Origin of the sequence: Haladaptatus sp. DYF46 (assembly GCF_021083305.1) — an archaeon.
Lineage (GTDB): Archaea > Halobacteriota > Halobacteria > Halobacteriales > Haladaptataceae > Haladaptatus.
The window spans coordinates 904,616-924,046 of sequence record NZ_JAJFAY010000002.1; the positions used below are offsets into that span (position 1 = coordinate 904,616).

General features: G+C 63.5%; 18 protein-coding genes. 12 read left to right on the top strand and 6 right to left on the bottom strand.

Annotated features, from left to right (window positions below; all coding sequences use genetic code 11):
- Positions 1 to 13: 13 nt before the first annotated feature.
- Positions 14 to 1,426 (top strand): DHH family phosphoesterase, encoded by a 1,413-nt coding sequence (locus LJF34_RS15920; RefSeq protein WP_231186271.1) that lies wholly within the window; start codon positions 14 to 16, stop codon positions 1,424 to 1,426.
- A gap of 23 nt (positions 1,427 to 1,449) precedes the next feature.
- On the opposite strand, the gene LJF34_RS15925 is transcribed toward LJF34_RS15920, so the two are convergent.
- Positions 1,450 to 2,238, bottom strand: coding sequence for an N-acyl homoserine lactonase family protein (locus LJF34_RS15925; protein ID WP_231186272.1), 789 nt, complete (start codon positions 2,236 to 2,238; stop codon positions 1,450 to 1,452).
- A 132-nt stretch (positions 2,239 to 2,370) separates the two neighbouring features.
- Between LJF34_RS15925 and LJF34_RS15930 the strand changes: the two genes are divergently transcribed.
- The 4 genes from LJF34_RS15930 to LJF34_RS15945 all read left to right on the top strand — a co-directional run bounded on the left by LJF34_RS15930 (position 2,371) and on the right by LJF34_RS15945 (position 5,823).
- Positions 2,371 to 2,700 carry a DUF5783 family protein gene (locus LJF34_RS15930; RefSeq protein WP_231186273.1) on the top strand — a complete coding sequence of 110 codons (330 nt, stop codon included), beginning with the start codon at positions 2,371 to 2,373 and terminating at the stop codon, positions 2,698 to 2,700.
- A gap of 128 nt (positions 2,701 to 2,828) precedes the next feature.
- A complete protein-coding gene (locus LJF34_RS15935; RefSeq protein ID WP_231186274.1) occupies positions 2,829 to 3,188 on the top strand; it encodes a NifU family protein in 360 nt (119 codons plus the stop codon).
- 81 nt (positions 3,189 to 3,269) lie between these two features.
- Positions 3,270 to 4,772, top strand: coding sequence for a sulfatase (locus LJF34_RS15940; protein WP_231186275.1), 1,503 nt, complete (start codon positions 3,270 to 3,272; stop codon positions 4,770 to 4,772).
- A 1-nt stretch (position 4,773) separates the two neighbouring features.
- Complete coding sequence (locus LJF34_RS15945) at positions 4,774 to 5,823, top strand: flippase-like domain-containing protein (protein WP_231186276.1); 1,050 nt, start codon at positions 4,774 to 4,776, stop codon at positions 5,821 to 5,823.
- A gap of 48 nt (positions 5,824 to 5,871) precedes the next feature.
- On the opposite strand, the gene LJF34_RS15950 is transcribed toward LJF34_RS15945, so the two are convergent.
- Together LJF34_RS15950 and LJF34_RS15955 are read right to left on the bottom strand one after the other, a co-directional pair.
- Positions 5,872 to 6,762 (bottom strand): ketopantoate reductase family protein, encoded by an 891-nt coding sequence (locus LJF34_RS15950; RefSeq protein ID WP_231186277.1) that lies wholly within the window; start codon positions 6,760 to 6,762, stop codon positions 5,872 to 5,874.
- Positions 6,763 to 6,829: 67 nt separating this feature from the next.
- Positions 6,830 to 7,153 (bottom strand): rubredoxin-like domain-containing protein, encoded by a 324-nt coding sequence (locus tag LJF34_RS15955; protein ID WP_231186278.1) that lies wholly within the window; start codon positions 7,151 to 7,153, stop codon positions 6,830 to 6,832.
- 156 nt (positions 7,154 to 7,309) lie between these two features.
- On the opposite strand from LJF34_RS15955, the gene LJF34_RS15960 reads away from it, so the two are divergent.
- The 4 genes from LJF34_RS15960 (at position 7,310) to LJF34_RS15975 (ending at position 9,565) form a co-directional block, all read left to right on the top strand.
- Entirely contained in the window at positions 7,310 to 7,621 is a 312-nt protein-coding gene (locus tag LJF34_RS15960; protein WP_231186279.1) for a hypothetical protein, read from the top strand.
- Between the two features lie 48 nt (positions 7,622 to 7,669).
- Positions 7,670 to 8,476, top strand: coding sequence for a prephenate dehydratase (pheA, locus tag LJF34_RS15965; RefSeq protein ID WP_231186280.1), 807 nt, complete (start codon positions 7,670 to 7,672; stop codon positions 8,474 to 8,476).
- 107 nt (positions 8,477 to 8,583) lie between these two features.
- Positions 8,584 to 9,021: an Hsp20/alpha crystallin family protein gene (locus LJF34_RS15970; protein WP_231186281.1), complete on the top strand. Its 438-nt coding sequence runs from the start codon at positions 8,584 to 8,586 to the stop codon at positions 9,019 to 9,021.
- A gap of 94 nt (positions 9,022 to 9,115) precedes the next feature.
- Positions 9,116 to 9,565 carry a peroxiredoxin gene (locus tag LJF34_RS15975; protein ID WP_231186282.1) on the top strand — a complete coding sequence of 150 codons (450 nt, stop codon included), beginning with the start codon at positions 9,116 to 9,118 and terminating at the stop codon, positions 9,563 to 9,565.
- Between the two features lie 132 nt (positions 9,566 to 9,697).
- Here the strand turns inward: LJF34_RS15975 and LJF34_RS15980 are convergent, their stop codons facing one another.
- Together LJF34_RS15980 and leuS (LJF34_RS15985) are read right to left on the bottom strand one after the other, a co-directional pair.
- The gene (locus LJF34_RS15980) at positions 9,698 to 10,195 is read right to left on the bottom strand and encodes a hypothetical protein (RefSeq protein WP_231186283.1); all 498 of its coding nucleotides are present in this window, start codon (positions 10,193 to 10,195) and stop codon (positions 9,698 to 9,700) included.
- A 54-nt stretch (positions 10,196 to 10,249) separates the two neighbouring features.
- Positions 10,250 to 12,883: a leucine--tRNA ligase gene (leuS, locus tag LJF34_RS15985; protein WP_231186284.1), complete on the bottom strand. Its 2,634-nt coding sequence runs from the start codon at positions 12,881 to 12,883 to the stop codon at positions 10,250 to 10,252.
- Between the two features lie 141 nt (positions 12,884 to 13,024).
- Between leuS (LJF34_RS15985) and leuS (LJF34_RS15990) the strand changes: the two genes are divergently transcribed.
- Positions 13,025 to 15,925: a leucine--tRNA ligase gene (gene leuS, locus LJF34_RS15990; RefSeq protein WP_231186285.1), complete on the top strand. Its 2,901-nt coding sequence runs from the start codon at positions 13,025 to 13,027 to the stop codon at positions 15,923 to 15,925.
- 134 nt (positions 15,926 to 16,059) lie between these two features.
- Here the strand turns inward: leuS (LJF34_RS15990) and LJF34_RS15995 are convergent, their stop codons facing one another.
- The gene (locus LJF34_RS15995) at positions 16,060 to 16,401 is read right to left on the bottom strand and encodes a hypothetical protein (RefSeq protein ID WP_231186286.1); all 342 of its coding nucleotides are present in this window, start codon (positions 16,399 to 16,401) and stop codon (positions 16,060 to 16,062) included.
- On the opposite strand from LJF34_RS15995, the gene LJF34_RS16000 reads away from it, so the two are divergent.
- Both LJF34_RS16000 and LJF34_RS16005 read left to right on the top strand, forming a co-directional pair.
- On the top strand, positions 16,402 to 16,629 hold the full coding sequence (locus LJF34_RS16000; protein ID WP_231186287.1) for a hypothetical protein: 228 nt from the start codon (positions 16,402 to 16,404) through the stop codon (positions 16,627 to 16,629). It begins immediately after the preceding gene.
- Positions 16,630 to 16,892: 263 nt separating this feature from the next.
- A complete protein-coding gene (locus LJF34_RS16005; protein WP_231186288.1) occupies positions 16,893 to 19,409 on the top strand; it encodes a hypothetical protein in 2,517 nt (838 codons plus the stop codon).
- Positions 19,410 to 19,431: the final 22 nt, after the last annotated feature.

Genomic DNA, 19,431 nt, shown 5'->3' on the forward strand with positions numbered 1-19,431 from the left:
CAAGGATGTATCCATGAGCAGCCCGGTACCGGAACTGAGTGCGCGTGCGACGGCCTGTGCGGACCGATTACGCGATGCGAACGAGGTCCTCCTCGCCTCGCACATCGACGCCGACGGCCTGACGAGCGCGGCCATCGCGTCCACGGCCCTCGAACGCGCCGGACTCCCCTTCGAGACGGTGTTCTGCAAGCAACTCGATGTCGAGGCGCTCGCGGCAATCGCGGCGACCGAGTACGACACCGTCCTCTTCACCGACTTCGGGAGCGGCCAACTCGACATCATCGCCGACCACGAGTCTGCGGGCGACTTCGAACCCGTCATCGCGGACCACCACCAGCCAGCGGACGCGGACACCGAATTCCACCTCAACCCGCTCCTGTTCGGACTGGACGGCTCCTCGGAGCTTTCCGGGGCAGGTGCGAGTTACGTCCTCGCCCGAGCGCTCGAACCCGAAGCGGGTGACAATCGGGACCTCGCGGCCCTCGCCGTCGTCGGTGCGGTGGGTGACATGCAGATTTCGGACGGCGAACTCGTCGGCGCGAACACGGGCATCGTGGCGGAGGGAATCGACGCGGGCGTGGTCGAAACCGGGACCGACCTCGCGCTGTACGGCAAGCAGACGCGTCCGCTGCCGAAACTGCTGGAGTACGCGACGGACGTGTACATCCCCGGCATCTCGAACGACCAGAACGGCGTCCTCCGCTTCCTCAACGGCGTCGGCATCGATTTGAAGGAGGACGGCGACTGGCGTCGATGGGTCGATTTGACCGCCGACGAACGCCAGACCGTCGCCAGCGCGCTCGTCAAACGCGCGATGCGGAAGGGCGTCTCGGCGAGCAAAATCGAGGGCCTGGTCGGCACCACCTACACGCTCGCCGCGGAACCGGAGGGAACCGAACTCCGCGACGTGAGCGAGTTCTCCACCCTGCTCAACGCGACGGCGCGCTACGAACGCGCCGACGTCGGCCTCGCGGTTTGCCTCGGCGACAGAGACGCCGCCCTGGAACGGGCGCGGACGCTCCTGACCAACCACCGGCGAAACCTCTCGGAGGCAATCAGTTGGGTCCAGTCCGAGGGTGTCACGAAGGAGGAAAACGTCCAGTGGTTCCACGCGGAAGACCGGGTGCGCGAAACCATCGTCGGCATCGTCGCGGGCATGGCCGTCGGCGCGAACGGCATCGACCGAAACGTCCCGATTCTCGCCTTCGCGGAGAAGAACGACGACGAGGTCAAAGTCTCCGCACGCGGGACGCCCGCCCTCACTCGCAAGGGACTCGACCTTTCGGTTGTGATGAAAACCGCCTCACAGGCCGTCGGCGGCGACGGCGGCGGGCACAACGTCGCGGCAGGTGCGACGGTGCCGAAAGGGAAGGAAGAAGAATTCATCCAACACGCCGACGAACTGGTCGGCGAGCAACTCGGCTAGGTTTTCGAACTCGATATCGGTGTTCAGTATTTCGCCGCCAACTCCTCGAACCGTTCGAGGTCGTGGCCGTGCAACACGTCACAGTCGTGGACTCGTTCGAGTTCCTTCAGGGCGTACAGGCTGTCGCGCCACGCGCGTTCGCTCCACAGCAGACCGGGACCGAGCGGAACTTCGTCGGCGTAGTTCGCATCGACGTAACATTCGTCGCCCGCGATGAGAAGCGTTCCGTCGTCCGTGTCGATTCGTGCGCCGAGGACGCCGGGCGTGTGTCCCGGCAGGTGGAGGAGTTCGAATCCGTCGGCCATCGTGTGCCCGTCGCGGTGGACGATTTCCCAGTTCAAATCGCGGTCGAAATCCGAGGCGAGGTAGGCGATGGACCCGTCGTCCGTCTTCGCGGAGTAGTAGGCGAACTTCAGTTCCTCCTCGTGGACGTAGACCGGAACGTCACGGCCCTCGAACGCCCCGAGTTGACCCGCGTGGTCGAGGTGGAGGTGGCTCATCACGACGGCGTCGATGTCGTCGAGTTCGTATCCCGCATCCGCGAGGTCGTCTTCGAGGGCGTGTTCCTCGGCGTCGTAGGCTTCGAACGCGCCGTAGAGCGGGTCGGGCCAGTACTCCGCGGCGTTCGTGGGACAGCCAGTATCCCAGAGGAACGTTCCGGCGTCCGTTTCGACCACGGCGTTCCAGACGACGAAGTCGATGCGTTCGTGGTCGGGGTTCGGGTCCTCGGCGCTCGCCATCGAGTACCCGTCGATGACGTAGGCGGTGTCGGCGCGGACGCGGCCGCGGTCGATGAGCGTGACTTCGGGCATACATGGACGTTCGTCCGTTCGTACATAATCGCTCACGTTTTTACACCCTCGTCGCTACGGTTCCCCGTTTTCCGAGGGATTCGATGGGGTCGAATAGCCTCATTTTTACTTCTCCCTCCCCACGGTTCCGACATGACCGAGTTCGACGCCGAGAAATTCGAGGACAAGTACGTCCACTACTTCAACGAACTCCAGCGGGCGTACAAGAACGCCTTCAACCGCATGAACGACGAGTACGACTCCGAACTGATTCACGCCATCGACCAGCAGGTGTTGAACGAGAGCGAACCGTTTTACGAAGGGGATGGCGAGTTCCGTATCGAACTCCCCGAAAACCCGGTCGATCGCGTGCAGGGCATCCTCGTGGACGACGAGAAACTCGAAGGGGTACTTTCGGCGTACGTGGACCAACTGGAGTACCAACTGGCCCGCGTGTTCGGATTCACTTCGAGCGAGAACTGACCGTAAGGGGCGGTTCGGTCGTCGTTTTCGGAAACTGCCGAAATAGTGCCGATCAGCGGCGATTCGTGCCGGATTTCGCCCGTGAGACAGTGGAAAGGCCTAAGGAGGCTGGCACCATACCCCGATACATGAGCACAGAAACTCAGGAAGACGGAGACGACCTCGAAGAGCGGGTCAGCAACTTCCTGCGCCGTAACTTCCCGCAGATTCAGATGCACGGCGGGAGTGCTGCAATCCAGCAGATCGACCGCGAAACCGGCGAAGTCACCATCATGCTGGGCGGCGCATGCAGCGGCTGTGGCATCTCCCCGATGACGATTCAGGCCATCAAAAGCCGAATGGTCAAGGAGATTCCCGAAATCAACAAGGTCATCGCCGAAACCGGCATGGGCGGCGACGGCGGAATGGGCGGCGGCATGAGTCCGTCCTTCCCCGGCGAGTCGAGCGGCGACGGTGACGACGACGAAGGACCCCAAGCTCCCTTCTAACGGTTGTATTTTTAGTTTTCGGCCGATTCCAGGGCCTGAATCACGATATTTATCCCACCGGACGGTGTAGCAGGCGACAGTATGACGAACGACGACGCCGCGGCGCAAAACGTCGTATTCGTTGTGATGGATACGGTTCGGAAGGACCACCTCTCCGTCTACGGATACGACCGCCCGACGACGCCGGGCCTCGAACGGTTCGCCGAGGAAGCGACCGTCTTCGAGCAAGCGGTTTCTCCCGCTCCTTGGACCCTACCGGTGCACGCCTCCCTGTTCACTGGAATGTATCCCAGCGAACACGGTGCGAGCCAAGAAAACCCGTATCTGGAGGGTGCGACGACGCTCGCACAGACCCTCTCCGCCGCCGGGTACGACACCTCGTGTTACTCCTCTAACGCGTGGATTACGCCGTACACGCACCTGACGGACGGCTTCGACGATCAGGACAACTTCTTCGAAGTGATGCCGGGGGACTTCCTCTCGGGGCCGATGGCGAAGGCGTGGAAGACGATGAACGACAACGAGTCGCTCCGGAAAGTAGCCGACAAACTGGTCAGCCTCGGCAACGTCGCCCACGAGTACCTCGCCAGCGGCGAGGGCGCGGATTCGAAGACGCCGCAGGTCATCGACCAGACCATCGAGTTCATCGACGACTCGGACGGGCCGTACTTCTCGTTCATCAACCTGATGGACGCTCACCTGCCGTACCACCCGCCGAAGGAGTACCGCAAGGAGTTCGCCCCGAACGTCGATTCGACCAAGGTGTGCCAGAACTCGAAGGAGTACAACTGCGGCGCACGCGACATCAGCGACAAGGAATGGGGCGCGATCGGTGGGCTGTACGACGCCGAAATCCGCCACATCGACGACCAACTCCAGCGACTGTTCACGTGGATGCGGGAGAACGACGAGTGGGACGACACGATGGTCGTCATCTGCGCCGATCACGGCGAACTGCACGGCGAACACGACCTGTACGGCCACGAGTTCTGTATCTACGACCCGCTGGTCAACGTCCCGCTGATGGTCAAACACCCCGAGATGGACCCCGGCGTGAGCGACGAACAGGTCGAACTCATCGACCTCTATCACACCGTTCTCGACCACACGGGCGTCTCGGGGTCGGATTCGACCCGCCCGCTCGAAGAGGCGCGGTCGCTCCTCAACGCGGATTACCGCGCGTTCGCGGACGACGTCCCCGGCGACGGCGAGTGTGCCTTCGTGGAGTACTACCGACCCGTGGTCGAACTGAAACAACTGGAAGAGAAGGCAAAGGGTGCGAACATCACGCTGGACGAGAACTCGCGATTTTACTCGCGGATGCGTGCGGCCCGCAGACCCGACGCGAAGTACATCCGGAACGAGCGTATCGAGGACGAGTTCTACCATCTGGACGACGACCCTGACGAACTGAACGATGTCAAGGGCGAGGGAAGCGAGGAAGAGATCGAACTCGAAGCCGCCCTCTCCGCGTTCGAGGAGACGGTCGGCGGCGAGTGGAAGGAGGTCTCCGACGACGACGTCCTCGGCGATATGAGCGACGACGCGAAGGACCGACTCCAAGACCTCGGTTACATCGACTAGCGTGCCCGACGAGTCGGCATCGGACGGCGGGGAGGCGCTGTCCGCAGGACTGTCGGAGCGGTTGGGGACCGGGAAGCTACTGCTCGGGTTCGTCGTCGCGGTGGTCCTCATCTACCTCCTCGTCGTCGCCTCCGGATGGCGGCGGGTGCTCCACACGTTGGCGGGCACGGATTACACGTGGGTGTGGATAGCCTGCATCTCGACGTTCATCGGCCTCGCCGCGTGGGGCAAAGCGTGGCAAATCGTCCTCGCAGTCCTCGACATCGAGGTGGAGTTCAGACGACTCGTCGTCACGTACCTCGCGGCGACGTTCGCCAACTACGTCACCCCGTTAGGACAGGCGGGCGGCGAACCGTTCATCGCCTACATCCTCTCGCGGGACACGGAAGCGAACTACGAGGATAGCCTCGCGAGCGTCGTGACGGCGGACCTGCTCAACCTCCTGCCGTTTTTCAACTTCGCGGCGCTCGGGTTGAGCTACCTGCTCATTCGCGCGTCGCTCCCCGACAACGCGAAGACCCTCGCACAGGGACTCGTCGTGCTGGCGTTCGGCGTTCCGGCGATCGCCTACATCGGCTGGCGATATCGACAGCGCGTCGAGGACCTCGTAATTCGGCTCGCGGAACCCATCGCGAGTCGAACGTCTCGAATCTCGGTCGAGGGGGTTCGACAACGTATCGACCGGTTTTACCGTTCGCTGGAGCGCATCGCCAGCGAACCGCGAGAACTGCTGTTCGCGCTCGTCTTCTCGTACACCGGGTGGGTGTTCTTCGCCTTGCCCCTCTACTTCGCGGGACGGGCGCTCGGACTGCCGCTCCCGCTGGTGCTCGTGCTCTTCATCGTTCCGGCGAGCACGTTGGCCGGACTGACGCCGACACCGGGCGGACTGGCGGGCGTGGAAGCCGCGCTTACCGTCCTCATCGTCGCGCTCGTTCCGGCGATTCCGTGGAGTTCGGGTGTGGCCGCCGCCATCATCTACCGCGTGGCGAGTTACTGGTTCGTCCTCCTCATCGGCGGCATCGCGTCGCTGTTCGTGATCATGCGGTCGTGACCGCTTCCGCCGTCACATTTCGTTCTCCTGTTTTCACTTCACCTGTTTTCACTTCTCCCCTTCCCACGTCCGTACCAGTCCCGCGAGCGTCCGGTTGACGGGCGTTTCGATACCGCGTTCTTCGCCGCGAGCGACGACGTAGCCGTTTATCGCGTCGATTTCGGTCCGGCATCCCGCCTCGACGTCTTGGCGCATCGAGGAGGTGTTCGCCGCCGTCGCGTCGGCGACGTCCCGCATCGCCGCGACTGCGTCCGAATCGCTCAGGGAAACGCCCTCCGCACGAGCGACGGTGGCCGTCTCTCGGGCCGCCGCCGCGGCGAGTTCCGAGCCATCGCCGGTGAGGAGCGCGCCGTTCGCTACCCGTGCGAGTGCGGTGGTCGGGTTGATGCCCGCATTGACGGCGAGTTTTTCCCACAAGCGTCGCGGCATGTCGTCGGCCACCGTCGTCTTTATTCCGGCGGCGGAAAACGCCTCGCCGATGCGAGCGGCCAGCACGGAGCGTCCGCCGTCGCGCCCACCCAGAACGACTTCCCCGATGCCCGTACACTCCACCCGTCCGGGTTCGGTCAGTACCGCGCCGTAGGTCGCGGTTCCGGCGAGGACGGGACAGTCGAGGTGGGAAGCGAGTCGCTCCTCGTTTCCCATCCCGTTCTGGAGGGACAGCACGCCGTCGAACTCCCCGGTCCCCAACTGCCGGGCGGCGGTATCGGTGTGGAAGGATTTCACCGTCACGATGGCACAGTCCGCGCGGAGTTCCGTCCCGTCGGTGGTCGCGTCCAAATGCACGTGAAAGTCGAACTCGCCCCCGACCGACAGTCCGGAGTCGAGGACCGCGCTGGCGTGGGGGTCGCGGGCGACGAGCGTGACTGCGTGCTCACGGGCGAGCAGGCCCCCGACTAACGTTCCGAGGCTTCCCGCGCCGAACACGACGATGTTCATACCCGACCGAGGCGTTCGGGGGTGAAAAAGTGAGTCGTCCGCCGTTTCCGCTCAGTCTTCCGTCCTCTCAATCTTCCGTCCAGTAGTAGAGGTCCTCTTTCCGCACGCCGCAGTTGGGACAGGTGTCCGGGAGTTCGTCGTCCAAGTCGCCCATCTCACCGCAGTTCGAACAGCGCCACATCAGTTCGGCTTCGCCGAGTTCGTGGCCCGCTCGGGCGTGTTCGACGGACAGCGCCTCGAACCCTTCGCGCATGGTGACGTAGAACCCGGCGTCGTCGAAGCCACGGATGCTCCCGAGTTTGTTTCCCTCGTCGTCGTAGACGGCCAATCCGAGTTCGAGTTTTTCCATGTCCACGTCCGCGTCCGGCGTCTCTCCTGAATCACTCACCATGGCGGAACGTACTGCGCTCAGCATCTTAAACCCGACCGCCGTCTTGTGCTTTGCTGGCGTGTTTTCCTTCCCGCCCCGTTTTAAACTACCCTTGAATGTGCAACCGTGGAACTCAGGCGGATATGGGTTGAATAAACGACAACCACTAGATAATACATGTTGCAGAACGAAACCGATCCGAAACGCGGGCAGGTGACGACGAACCATCAGACGATAACGCAGTGGGTGGAGCAACACGGCGGTCGTCCGGCAACGGCCGAAGCGAGCGACCACAGCGTCGGCTATCTTCGAATCAAGTTCCCCGATATGGACGAGGCGGACGAGTTGGCGACCGTTAGCTGGCGCGAGTGGCTGAACGAGTTCGAGGCCGAAGAACTCGCGTTCGTCTACCGCGACCGAGCGGAACAGGACGACCTGAGTGTGGTGTACAAACTCGTCGACCGGACGACGGCCGCCGAACACACATAATCCACCGTTCCCGACGGGCTTTTTGCCTCCCACCCGAAATCACCCGGCATGCAAGCAGTTACCCTCGGACCGGCCGGCACGTACTCGCATCGGGCCGCGAGCGCAGTCGCGGACGAAGTCGAGTTTCGCGAGTCCGTCACTGGAATCGTCGAAGCCGTCGCCGACGGCGACTTTCCTCGCGGCGTCGTCCCCATCGAAAACAGCATCGAGGGGAGCGTCACGGCGACGTTGGACGCGCTCGCCGGCAACGACGTCGCGGTGGTCAGCGAACTCGTCACACCGATTCGACACGCCCTGATGGCACAGAGCGCGGAGTTCGATACCGTCGCCAGCCACGCACAGGCGCTCGCCCAGTGTCGGTCGTACCTCGAAACCGAGTACCCCGACGCGAAACGCGAGGCGGTGACGAGTACCGCCCGCGGCGTCGAACACGCCCGAACCGATTCGTCCGTGGCGGCGATCGCACACCCCGACAACGCGGAGGAGTTGGAAATCCTCGCCGAGGACATCCAAGAGCGCACCTCGAACGCGACTCGATTCTTCGTCGTCGCGCCCGCCGACGAACGCTCGCGTGCGGGCGGGAAATCGTCGCTGGTCGTCTATCCCGGCGCGAACTATCCCGGCCTCCTGCTCTCGCTCCTCGAACCGTTCGCGGACCGCGCCATCAACCTCACCCGCGTTGAGTCGCGCCCCAGCGGCGAACGGCTCGGCGACTACGTGTTTCACCTCGATTTCGAGGCGGGCCTGTACGAGGAGCGCGCGGAGGAAGCCCTCGAAGAAGTCGAAGCGCTCGCCGAAAACGGCTGGGTGAACCGGCTCGGTTCCTACGACACCCAACACGTCCTCGACGGCTGAGAGCGACCCGACAGTCGGCTCACGCCGATGTGTCGACGTGTCCCCGTGGTGTCGCTCGGCGTGAATTTTTAAGCGGTAGCGCGTCGAACGTTCGATGAGGCGATACAATGGCCGGACGACGAAATCCTTTCGACGAAATCGAGGAACTGTTCGAACGAATGGGCCGCCAGTTCGAGGACATGGGCGACCAGTTCGGCTCCCGAGGGGCGGGTTGGCAACACGGCAGTATGTCACTCGACGTCGCGGATCATGACGACGAACTCGTCGTCACCGCCGACCTACCGGGGTTCGAGAAGGACGACATCGACATCTCGCTTCGCGGCGAACGACTGCGCATCTCGGCCGAGAGCCGAGCCGAAACGGAGGCGGAGGACGAAGAGTACCTTCGACGCGAACGTCGCCAGCAGTCGATGAGCCGAACGCTGACGCTCCCGGAAGCGGTGGACGAGTCGGGCGTCTCGGCGGAGTACCGAAACGGCGTGTTGACCGTGACGCTCCCGAAAGCGAGCGGCGGCGACGACGCACACGACATCGAGGTCAACTGACGGTCCGCCACTCTCGGAAACAGTAGACGTATCGTAAACGGCGGGACTTACAGCAACCACAACTCCCTTGCTATCTCGCCGGTAATCGGGGTGTATGACGCTCGATGCAGGCGACGACGCGCCCGACGTGACCGCGCAGAACCAACACGGCGAGACGGTGTCCCCGTCCTTCGAGGAACCGACGGTCGTGTACTTCTACCCCCGCGACGACACGCCGGGATGCACCGTCGAGGCGAAGCAGTTCAACACCGAACTGGAGACGTACCACGACGCGGGCGTGACGGTGTACGGCGTCTCCACCGACGATGTCGAGAGCCACGAGGCGTTCGCCGAGAAGTTCGATCTGGAATTCGACCTGTTGGCCGACCCCGACGGGGAAATCGCGAACGCCTTCGGCATCGAAGTCGAGGACGGTTTCACCCCGAGAACCACGTTCGTCGTCGCGGACGGCACGGTGCAGGCCGTCTACCCCGGCGTGGACCCCGACGGTCACGCTCGTGAAGTCCTCCAGGAGATGCTGGACGACGAACTCGCCGCACTGTAGCGATATCCGAATTTTCGTTCGTCGCTTTTCGTCGTTCACCGATTTCCCTTCGAGCGGACGCCATCACCGGCGGACGCTGGACTCCCCCCCGACGAACCACCGCTGACCGCGCTACTCCTCTTGTTGCCTGCGCTACTCCTCTCCGACTCGCGGTGCGTCTCCGCGAACTTCTCCGACGATTTCCCGAATCGTCCCGTTCGCGACGGTTTCCCATCCGTCGGGCCACTCGTCGCCCCGCTTCGGCGGTTCGAGTCCGAACGTCACGGGGGCGAACGAGACGTGTTCGAACGAGTCGGCGGTGACGTTCCCCACGAACTCCGCTATTTCCCGCTTCGAGGAGACGCCGCCCGATGCCAACTCGTAGTACCCCGTGAACACCTGTACGACCGAAATCCGGTCGTATCCATCCAAATCGCCCGAATCGACGTAGTAGAACAGTTTCGCCGTGTTGTTCACGGGGTCGGCCCTGCGCCACTCCAGTTCGACGGCGACGAAGTGGTCGTCCGCGTGGCCGACGACATCGACGGGAGTTCGCCCGATTCGATGTTCGGTCTCCCAGTCGAAGCGCGGCAGTCGCTCGGCGAGGGTGTCGCGAATGTGGTCGCGAACGGTTTCGGCGAACTCACCCACGAGCTGGCCGACGGAGCGGGTGCCTAAAAACGTTGCAGTCGGTGGACCGGTCTCTCAGTCGATGTGTATCGCGGGCCGACCCGGACGGGCCTTCGACGCCACGTCGTCATCCGCTTCGTCCGCCGTCAGCAGACGAACGTCGGCGTCGAACTCGCGCTGGAACAGCCAGTTCGCCCGTCGAAGCGCTGTTCGCTCCCGTTCCGGCGAGAGCGTTTCCGGGAGCGACTGCCGGTCCTGCTGTAACTCCTGTCCGTACTTCGCGGCGGCATCGCCCTGCTTCCGTATCTCGTCTTTCTGCATGATCTCACCGATGACGTTGTCGGCGTCCGACTCGCGGGCCGCGTCGAGTGCCTCGAACTGCCACGGCGCGGCGACGACGATGTCGATTCGCTCCGGGTCGTCGATGTCCGCGATGGTGACGATGTGCCGAACGTCCTCCTGCGTGTTCTCGACCAACTGTCGGGCGAGTTCGAGTTCGGCGGGGTCCGACTCCGGTTCCGGCCACTCGGCCTCGACGACGAAGCCGTCGCCGCCGAGGTCGTCCCACAGTTCCTCGCAGACGTGCGGGGCGACGGGTGCCAGCAGTTTGACGACGGTTCGCAGTCCCCGTTCGACCGTCGGGCCGTGCGGTACCGTCTCCTCGCGGTAGCGTGCGAGCAGCGAGGTCAATTCCTGTGTCTCGCGGAGCGCACCGTTGAACGTCATCGATTCGAACTCCTCGTTCGCGATGGCGACGGTGGCGTCGATTTCCCGCTCGACGTACTCGGCGATTTCGTCGTGGTCGCCGTCGAACGACGATTCGGCGACCGATTCGACTGCATCGGCAAGTCGCTGGAGAAACTCGTGGCTCGACTTGACGCCCTCCTCGGTCCAGTCGAAGTCCTTCTCGGGTTGTGCGGCCTGCATCGTAAACAGGCGCGCCGTGTCCGCACCGTACTCCTCGACGATGCGCTGCGGCGAGACGACGTTGCCCTTGCTCTTCGACATCTTCTCGCCGTCGAGGAGCACCATGCCCTGTGCCAAGTACTCCGTAAACGGCTCACGGTGGTCGAGCAGGTCCATGTCCGCGATGGCCTTCGTCACGAACCGCGAGTACAGCAGGTGCATGACGGCGTGTTCGATGCCGCCGACGTATCGGTCGACGGGCATCCAGTCGTCCGCCCGTTCGGTGTCGAACGGTGCGTCGTCGAGGTGCGGCGAGACGTACCGCAGGAAGTACCACGACGAGTCCATGAACGTGTCCATCGTGTCCGTCTCGCGCCGCGCGTCGGCACCGCACTCGGGACAGTCCACGTGCTTCCACTCCTCGGCGGCGTCCAGCGGGTTGCCGGTGGTCCGAACGAACTCCGGCAGTTCGACCGGCAGGTCCTCGTCCGGGACGCTGACGGGTCCACAGTCCTCGCAGTGGACGATGGGAATCGGCGTTCCCCAGTAGCGTTGGCGCGAGATTCCCCAGTCGCGGAGGCGGTACTGTACGTCGTGGGCGGCGCTTTCGATGTCGCCCTCCAACCGGTCGCGGGCGTCGTCGCTGTCGAGGCCGTCGTAGCCGTCGCTGTTGACGAGGACGCCGTCCTCGGTGTAGGCCGCTTCGCTCACGTCCGGCACGTCGTCCTCGCTCGGCGCGACGACGGGAACGATATCCACGCCCATCGACGTTGCGAAGGCGTGGTCGCGGGAGTCGTGACCGGGAACGCCCATCAGCGCGCCGGTTCCCACGTCCGAGAGGACGAAATCGGCGACGAACACCGGAATCTCCTCACCCGTCGCGGGGTTCGTCGCGGTCAGGTCGGTGGGGATCCCTTGCGGTTCGTCGCCCTCCGGGTCGGCAACCTCGTTCACGAAGTGCGTGATGTCCTCGTCCTCTTCGGCCAGTTCCTCGGCGATGGGATGGCCGGGGGCGAGCGCGAAGAACGTGACGCCGAAAATCGTGTCGAGTCGGGTGGTAAACACCTCGATGGGACCGTGTCCTTCAACGTCGAATTCGACGGTGGAACCGTGTTGGCGGCCGATCCAGTTTCGCTGCATCTGGCGGACGTTGGACGGCCAGCCGTCGAGTTCGTCCAAGTCGTCGAGGAGTTCGTCCGCGTACTCGGTTATCTTCAGGAACCACTGGTCGAGTTCGCGTTGTTCGACCGGCGTGTCACAGCGCCAACAGAGTTCCGCGTCGCCTTCGACCTGCTCGTCGGCGAGCACCGTCTCGCAGGACGGACACCAGTTGATTTCGGCGGCTTCGCGCTCGACGAGACCCCCCTCGCGGAACTGGGTGAACAGCCACTGGTTCCATCGATAGTAGTCGGGTTGGCACGTCGTGATTTCGCGCTCCCAATCGTATCCGAAGCCCATCCCCTCCATCTGCTCGCGCATCGTCTCGATGCACGAGAGCGTCCAGTCGCGCGGGTTCGTGTCGCGCTCGATGGCCGCGTTCTCGGCGGGTAGGCCGAACGAGTCCCAGCCCATCGGGTGCAGGACCGCATCGCCGTCCATTCGTTTGTACCTGGCGTAGGCGTCCGTTATCGTGTAGTTTCGGACGTGGCCCATGTGGAGTTGACCGGAGGTGTAGGGGAACATCCCGAGGACGTACGTCGGGTCGGACGCGTCGTCCGGGATGTGGAAGACGTCGGCGTCTTCCCACGCCTCCTGCCAGCGGTGCTCGATTTCCGTGTGGTCGAACTGTCGTCGTGTTTGCATGCGAGAATCCGGGTTGTTCACCATTTGTTCCGTTCTGCTTCTATACGTTGTCATCTGCCAGCGCCGCGTGCCCCTCCCGCCGTCCGTTCGCGGTCCTGTCATGTGGACAGTTCTTTTACCGTCGCACGTCTCCGATAGGACATGAACGAGTACGAGCCGCGGGAAATCGAGTCGAAGTGGCAGTCTCGATGGGCGGAAGAGGGCCGGTACGAGGTCGACCCGTCCCAGTCAGAAGCCACCTTCGTCACAGTCGCGTATCCGTATCCGAGTGGCGGCATGCACATCGGGCACGCCAGAACCTACACCGTTCCAGACGTGTGGGCGCGTTACCGTCGTCTGCAGGGCGACAACGTGCTGTTCCCCATCGCGTGGCACGTCACCGGAACGCCAATCGTCGGCGCGGTGGAACGCCTGAAGAACCGCGAACCGCAGCAGATGTCCGTGTTGCAGGACACCTACAACGTCTCCGACGAGGATTTGGCCGGAATGGAGACGCCGATGGGGTTCGCCCGGCACTTCATCGAGGACAGTTACAAGAAGAACATGCAGTCGTTGGGCCTGTCCATCGACTGGCGGCGCGAGTTCACGACGAACGACGAGCGGTACTCGAAGTTCATCACGTGGCAGTACGAGACGCTGAAGGACCGCGGCTTGCTGGAGAAGGGCCTGCACCCCGTCAAATACTGCACGAACGAGGGGAATCCGGTCACGACCCACGACCTGCTGGAGGGTGAGGAGGCGGAGTTTCAGGAGTACACGCTGGTCAAATTTGGATGGCGCGCGGGCGAGAACGACGTGACGGTTCCGATGGCGACGCTGCGCCCCGAGACGGTCCACGGCGTCACGAACGCCTACATCGACCCCGACGCGGAGTACGTCGAGGCCGACGTCGATGGCGAGCGATGGTTCGTCTCGGAATCCGCGGCGGAGAAACTGGAACTGCAGGCACACGACGTCGAGGTTCGCGACCGCTTCACCGGCGAGCGACTGGTCGGCGAACACGTCACGAACCCCATCACGGGCGACGACGTGCTGGTCCTGCCCGCGAACTTCGTGGACGCCGAGAACGCCACGGGCGTCGTCATGTCCGTTCCGGCCCACAGTCCCGACGACTGGGTTGCTCTGCGGGAAGCAAAGGAAGATGGCGCCCGGATGGAGGAGTACGGAATCGACCTCGCCGAAGTCGCCGCAATCGAACCGAAGGCCATCATCGACGTGGAGGGCTACGGCGAGTTCCCGGCGAAGGACGCCGTGGAGGAACACGGTATCGAGGACTCCTCGGATCCGGCGCTGGAGGACGCCACGCAGGAGGTGTACAACCGCGAGTTCCACAGCGGGAAACTGCGCGAGATGTACGGGGACTACGCCGGGGAAATCGTGGAGGACGTGCGCGACGACCTGAAGGCCGAGTTTCAGCAACAGGGGTCGTTCGGCACGATGCACGAGTTCAGCGAGGAGGTCGTCTGTCGCTGTGGCGGGGCCGTCGAAGTCGCGGAACAGGACACGTGGTTCCTGTGTTACAACGACGAGGAGTGGAAGGCGAAGGCCCACGAGGCGGTGGCCGAATTGGACGCGATTCCGGAGAACACCCGCGAGCAGTACGACCACACGGTCGATTGGCTGAACGAGTGGCCCTGCATCCGAAACTACGGTCTGGGTACGCGCTTGCCGTGGGACGACGACTTCGTCATCGAACCGCTGTCGGACTCGACCATCTACATGGCCTACTACACCATCGCTCATCGCATCTCGGACGTGCCCGTGGAGGAGATGGACAAGGAGTTCTTCGATACGTTGTTTTACGGCAGCGAGGCGCAACGCGCCTCGGAAGACGCGAACGGCGACGCCGTGAGCGAGGCCGTCAAAGAACCGAACGAAACCGCGCTCTCGCTGCGCGAGGAGTGGGACTACTGGTATCCGGTCGATTACCGCTGTTCCGGGAACGATTTGGTTAGCAACCATCTGACCTTCTTCCTGTTCCACCACGCCGAGTTGTTCGAACCGGCGAACTGGCCCCAGGGCATCTCCGTGATGGGCATGGGACTGCTGGAGGGCGAGAAGATGTCCTCCTCGAAGGGTCACGTCGTCCTGCCCGAGAACGCCATCGAGAAGTACGGCGCGGACACCGTGCGCTTCTTCCTGATGAACAGCGCGGAACCGTGGCAGGATTACGACTGGCGGAGCGAACAGGTCGAAAGCACGGGGAATCAACTGCGACGGTTCTGGAACCGGTCGTTGGAGATAATCGATGGGCCGGAGGGTGAACGCGATCTGCAACGCATCGATCGCTGGTTGCTGTCGAAACTGCAGGCGACGGTTAGAGAGGCCACCGACGCGATGGACCGGTTCGAGACGCGCTCGGCCAGTCAGGCCGCCTTCTACGGCTTCGAGGAGCACCTGAAGTGGTATCGCAAGCGCACCGACCTCGACCGACCCGGCGCGCGCTGGACGCTCCGAACCGTGCTGAACGCCCGCCTGCGCCTGCTGGCCCCGTTCGTCCCGTTCATGGCGACGGAACTTCACGAGCGCCTGACCGGTAAGCCGATAGACGAGGCCGAATGGCCGGACGTGAACGCCGACTTCGAGAGTACCGTCACGGAAATCGAGGAATCGTTGGTCGAGGGACTGACCGACGACGTCCGCGATATCGTGAACGTGACGGACGCCGACCCCGAGACGATTCGGGTGTACGTCGCCGCCGACTGGAAGCGGACGGTGCTCTCGGCGGTCGTCGATACCGGGCCCGACGTCGGCGCGGTGATGGGCGAAGTCATGCAGGACGAGGAACTGCGCGAGAAGGGAGACGAGGTGAACCAACTCGTGCAGAAACTCGTCGAGGACGTGCGCGAACGCCCCGACGATCACGTCGCGGTGCTGGCCAACGTGAACGAAGTCGAGGTGTACGAGGACGCACGCGACTTCTTCGAACGCGAGTTCGACGCCGACGTCGAGGTGTACCGCGAGGGCGAAGACGTGCCCGACCCGGAGGACAAGGCGCGACACGCCACCCCGATGCGACCGGCCATCCATCTGGAAGGCTAAGGTCGCTCGACCGCTTTCATCACGCTACTCGGTGGACCACACAAGATCCATTTCGTAGTAATTATCAAAATTGTGGTCTGTCGTCAGACAGACCGTTTTTCACCGCTCCCGAGGAGGAACTCGATACGAATCAACTACTGTACGAAGCGCTCCCGCTCGCGAAACTCGTAAAAGAGCGCGAGGGCGACGACCAACGCGAACCCGAACGCGAGGAGGTGGGCCGTGTCCCCGAGCGCGTCGATGGCCGTTCCCATCACGACGCCCGGAAGCAGCGTCGTTACGAACCGGTCGATCCCCGCCCCCACGAAACTCGGCGTCCGCCCCGCGACGGCGAACGAGGCGGCGACGGCCAGCACCCTCCGACGGCGGCGACGAACGCGTCCCGACGTTGATTCATCGTCTCGAATCTGGAACCGAACCCGCAAAGCGGTTGTGCCGTGCGAACGCTTATGATTGAGCCCGTCGCTCGTTTCCACATGAGTCAGGGGGACTCGGGGGACCACCCCGTCACGAAGATTCTACGAACCGTCACACCACCTTCCCGTGGCCACTCGGATAGCGAGATGAACACCATCGGCTTCGCCATGTTTCTGGGGCTTCTCGTCCTGTTGGTTCCGCTCCTGCCGTTCCTGATTATCGTGTGGGTCATCTCGAAACTGACCGACGAACTCGCCGGACGGGCACCGATCGGGGACGAAGAGTAACCAACGGACGACGGGATTCGGTGACGGACGAATCCCGGTTCTGAACTCCTCGCGGAACAACTGTCAGCTAGCGGTCCGGTTCTTCGCTTTTCACGCCCCGTCCGCGTTCACGATGGCGTATCTTTCCACATCCTGAAATCGTTCCGCTCAGTGCGTATATAAAATGGTACTGATATCTCTACTCACGGGTCAGGGCGCGTATTCGACGCGGAATTATAGAACATCTGCCACTCTCGCGCCACTGGCGGTCGAAACGATATCTCATGACAGACGAACTATCGAAAACGGAAATGCAGCGGCGACGGGTACTGAAAACCATCGGTGCGGGAGCGCTCGCGAACGGCCTTGCGGGGTGTAGCTCGCTCTCGACGGGAGATGAGGCCGAGGCGGTGACGTCGGAAGCGACGGGCGGTTCCCCCTCGAAAACGACCGCGGACGGAACGACACCGGGGACCGAAACCGATGCGCCGTCGGGCGGAAAACGGGTCGCCTTCGGGGACTGTACCGGCGTCCTCCCCGAGGAATCCGACCCGCAGCGACTCGAAGCCGACATCGACCAAAACACCACGCTCGGCGACGACTGCGGTCGGTACGTCGTTAGCGGGACCGTCGACGTCACCGGCGCGACGCTCACGGTAAAATCGGGTACCGAACTCGTCTTCGAACAGAACGCGGGGCTCAAAATCGCCACGGACGCGACGCTCGTCGCCAAGGGGACGTGTAAGCGCCCCGTGCTCTTCACCGGTGCGCAAGAGACTCGCGGGTTCTGGCGGGGCATCTACTTCGAAGATTCGAACAAACCGAACGAGATGACCTACTGTGTCGTGGAATACGCTGGCGGTGGGGACGAGTTCTGGCAGGCAGACGTCGAGGCGAACCTCGCCGTCGGCGGGAACTCCCGAATCGCGGCGTCGAACTGCGCGTTCCGCGAGAGCGGGGCGTGGGGGTTCACCTTCGGATCGGAGGTGCACGTCGACGACTTTTCGAAAAACGCCGTCACCGCAAACGCTGCGGGTGCGGGGTTCGTGCGCGACGCCTCCGCCCACCACGTCGACGGGTCCGGAACGTACACCGGGAACGACGACGACGTCGTTCACATTTGGGGTCACGACGGACTCGGCGACGGGTTCGACGAGACGTGGAGCGCCCTCGACGCCCGCTACCGCGTCTCGAAACTCGTCGAACTCGGCACGGACGCCCACCTGACCATCGCGCCCGGAACGACCCTTTCGTTCGAACAGGAGGCCGGCCTCAAAGTCTCCGATTCGTCCCAGTTGACGGCCGCCGGTATCGACCCCGAAACCGAAGAATCCAAGCCGATCACGTTCACCGGCGAACAGAAGACCCGCGGATTCTGGCGCGGCCTCTACTTCGAGACGTCCGACCGCGTCCCGAGCGTCATCGAAAACTGCGTGATCGAATACGGCGGCGGGAGGGAATACTGGAGCGCGGACGCCAACGCCAACGTCGTCGTCGGTGACGGTGCCCGCGCTCGAATCACGAACACCACGCTTCGGGAGAGCGGGGGATACGGATTCAACTTCGCCGAGGAGGTGACGATAGACGCGTTCGTGAACAACACCGTGACCCGAAACGCGAACGGGGCGGGCTACGTCCGCGACGACCGCGCTCACTTCCTTTCGGACACCGGAACCTACGCCGGCAACGATACGGACCGGGTGTACGTCTGGCAGCACGACGACATCGGCACGGACCTCGACGTGACGTGGGACGCCATCGACGTCCCGTACTTCGTCGACACCGGCGCGATAAACACGTACGGCAACCTCACCATCGAACCGGGCGCGACGGTCGAGTTCGGACAGGAGGCCGGGTTGAAACTGCTGGACGGTGGCACCCTCACCGCCGTCGGCATCGACCCCGACACCGAGGTGTCTAAACCGATCACGTTCACCGGCGAGCAGAAGACGCGGGGCTACTGGCGGGGCATCTACTTCGAGAGCACCGACCGCACCGAGAACCAACTCCGAAACTGCGTCGTCGAATACGGAGGCGGCGGGAGGGAATACTGGAACGCGGACGCCAACGCCAACGTCGCCGTTTCCGACGGGTCGCGGGCGAGAATCGACGGCTGTACGATACGCGAGAGCGGCGCGTGGGGGTTCAACTTCGCCGACGACGTCTCCGTCGATTCGTTCACGACCAACACCGTGACGCGAAACGTGGAGGGCGCGGGCTACGTTCGCGACGACACCGCCCATTTCCTCTCCGATACCGGCACCTACGTCGGCAACGACGAGGACCGCGTCTACGTGTGGCAGCACGACGATATCCGCGAATCGATGGACGTGACGTGGGACGCCCTCGACGCTCCCTACTTCGTCGACACCGGTGCGGTGTCGGTGTACGGCAACCTCACCATCGAACCGGGCGCGACCCTCGAATTCGGACAGGACGCCGGCCTTCGGATGTACGACGGTGGCAGTCTCACCGCCGTCGGAACGGAGAGCGACCCCATCACGTTCACGGGCGAACAGAAGACGCGGGGCTATTGGCGGGGCATCTACTTCGAGAACACGAACCGCACCGAGAACAAGCTTCACTACTGTATCGTCGAGTACGCCGGCGGCGGCAACGAATTCTGGAACGCGAAGGAACACGCAAACGTGGCGGTCACGAACGGGTCGCGTCTCTCGATTCAGCACAGTACCATCCGCAACTCTGCGGGCTACGGCTACGAAGTCACCGCGGATTCGACGCTCACCGCGAGCGCGAACTCCGTCGTCGATAACGCGCTCGGTCCAAAAATCAACACCTGAAACGGAGACCCTGACCGGGTCG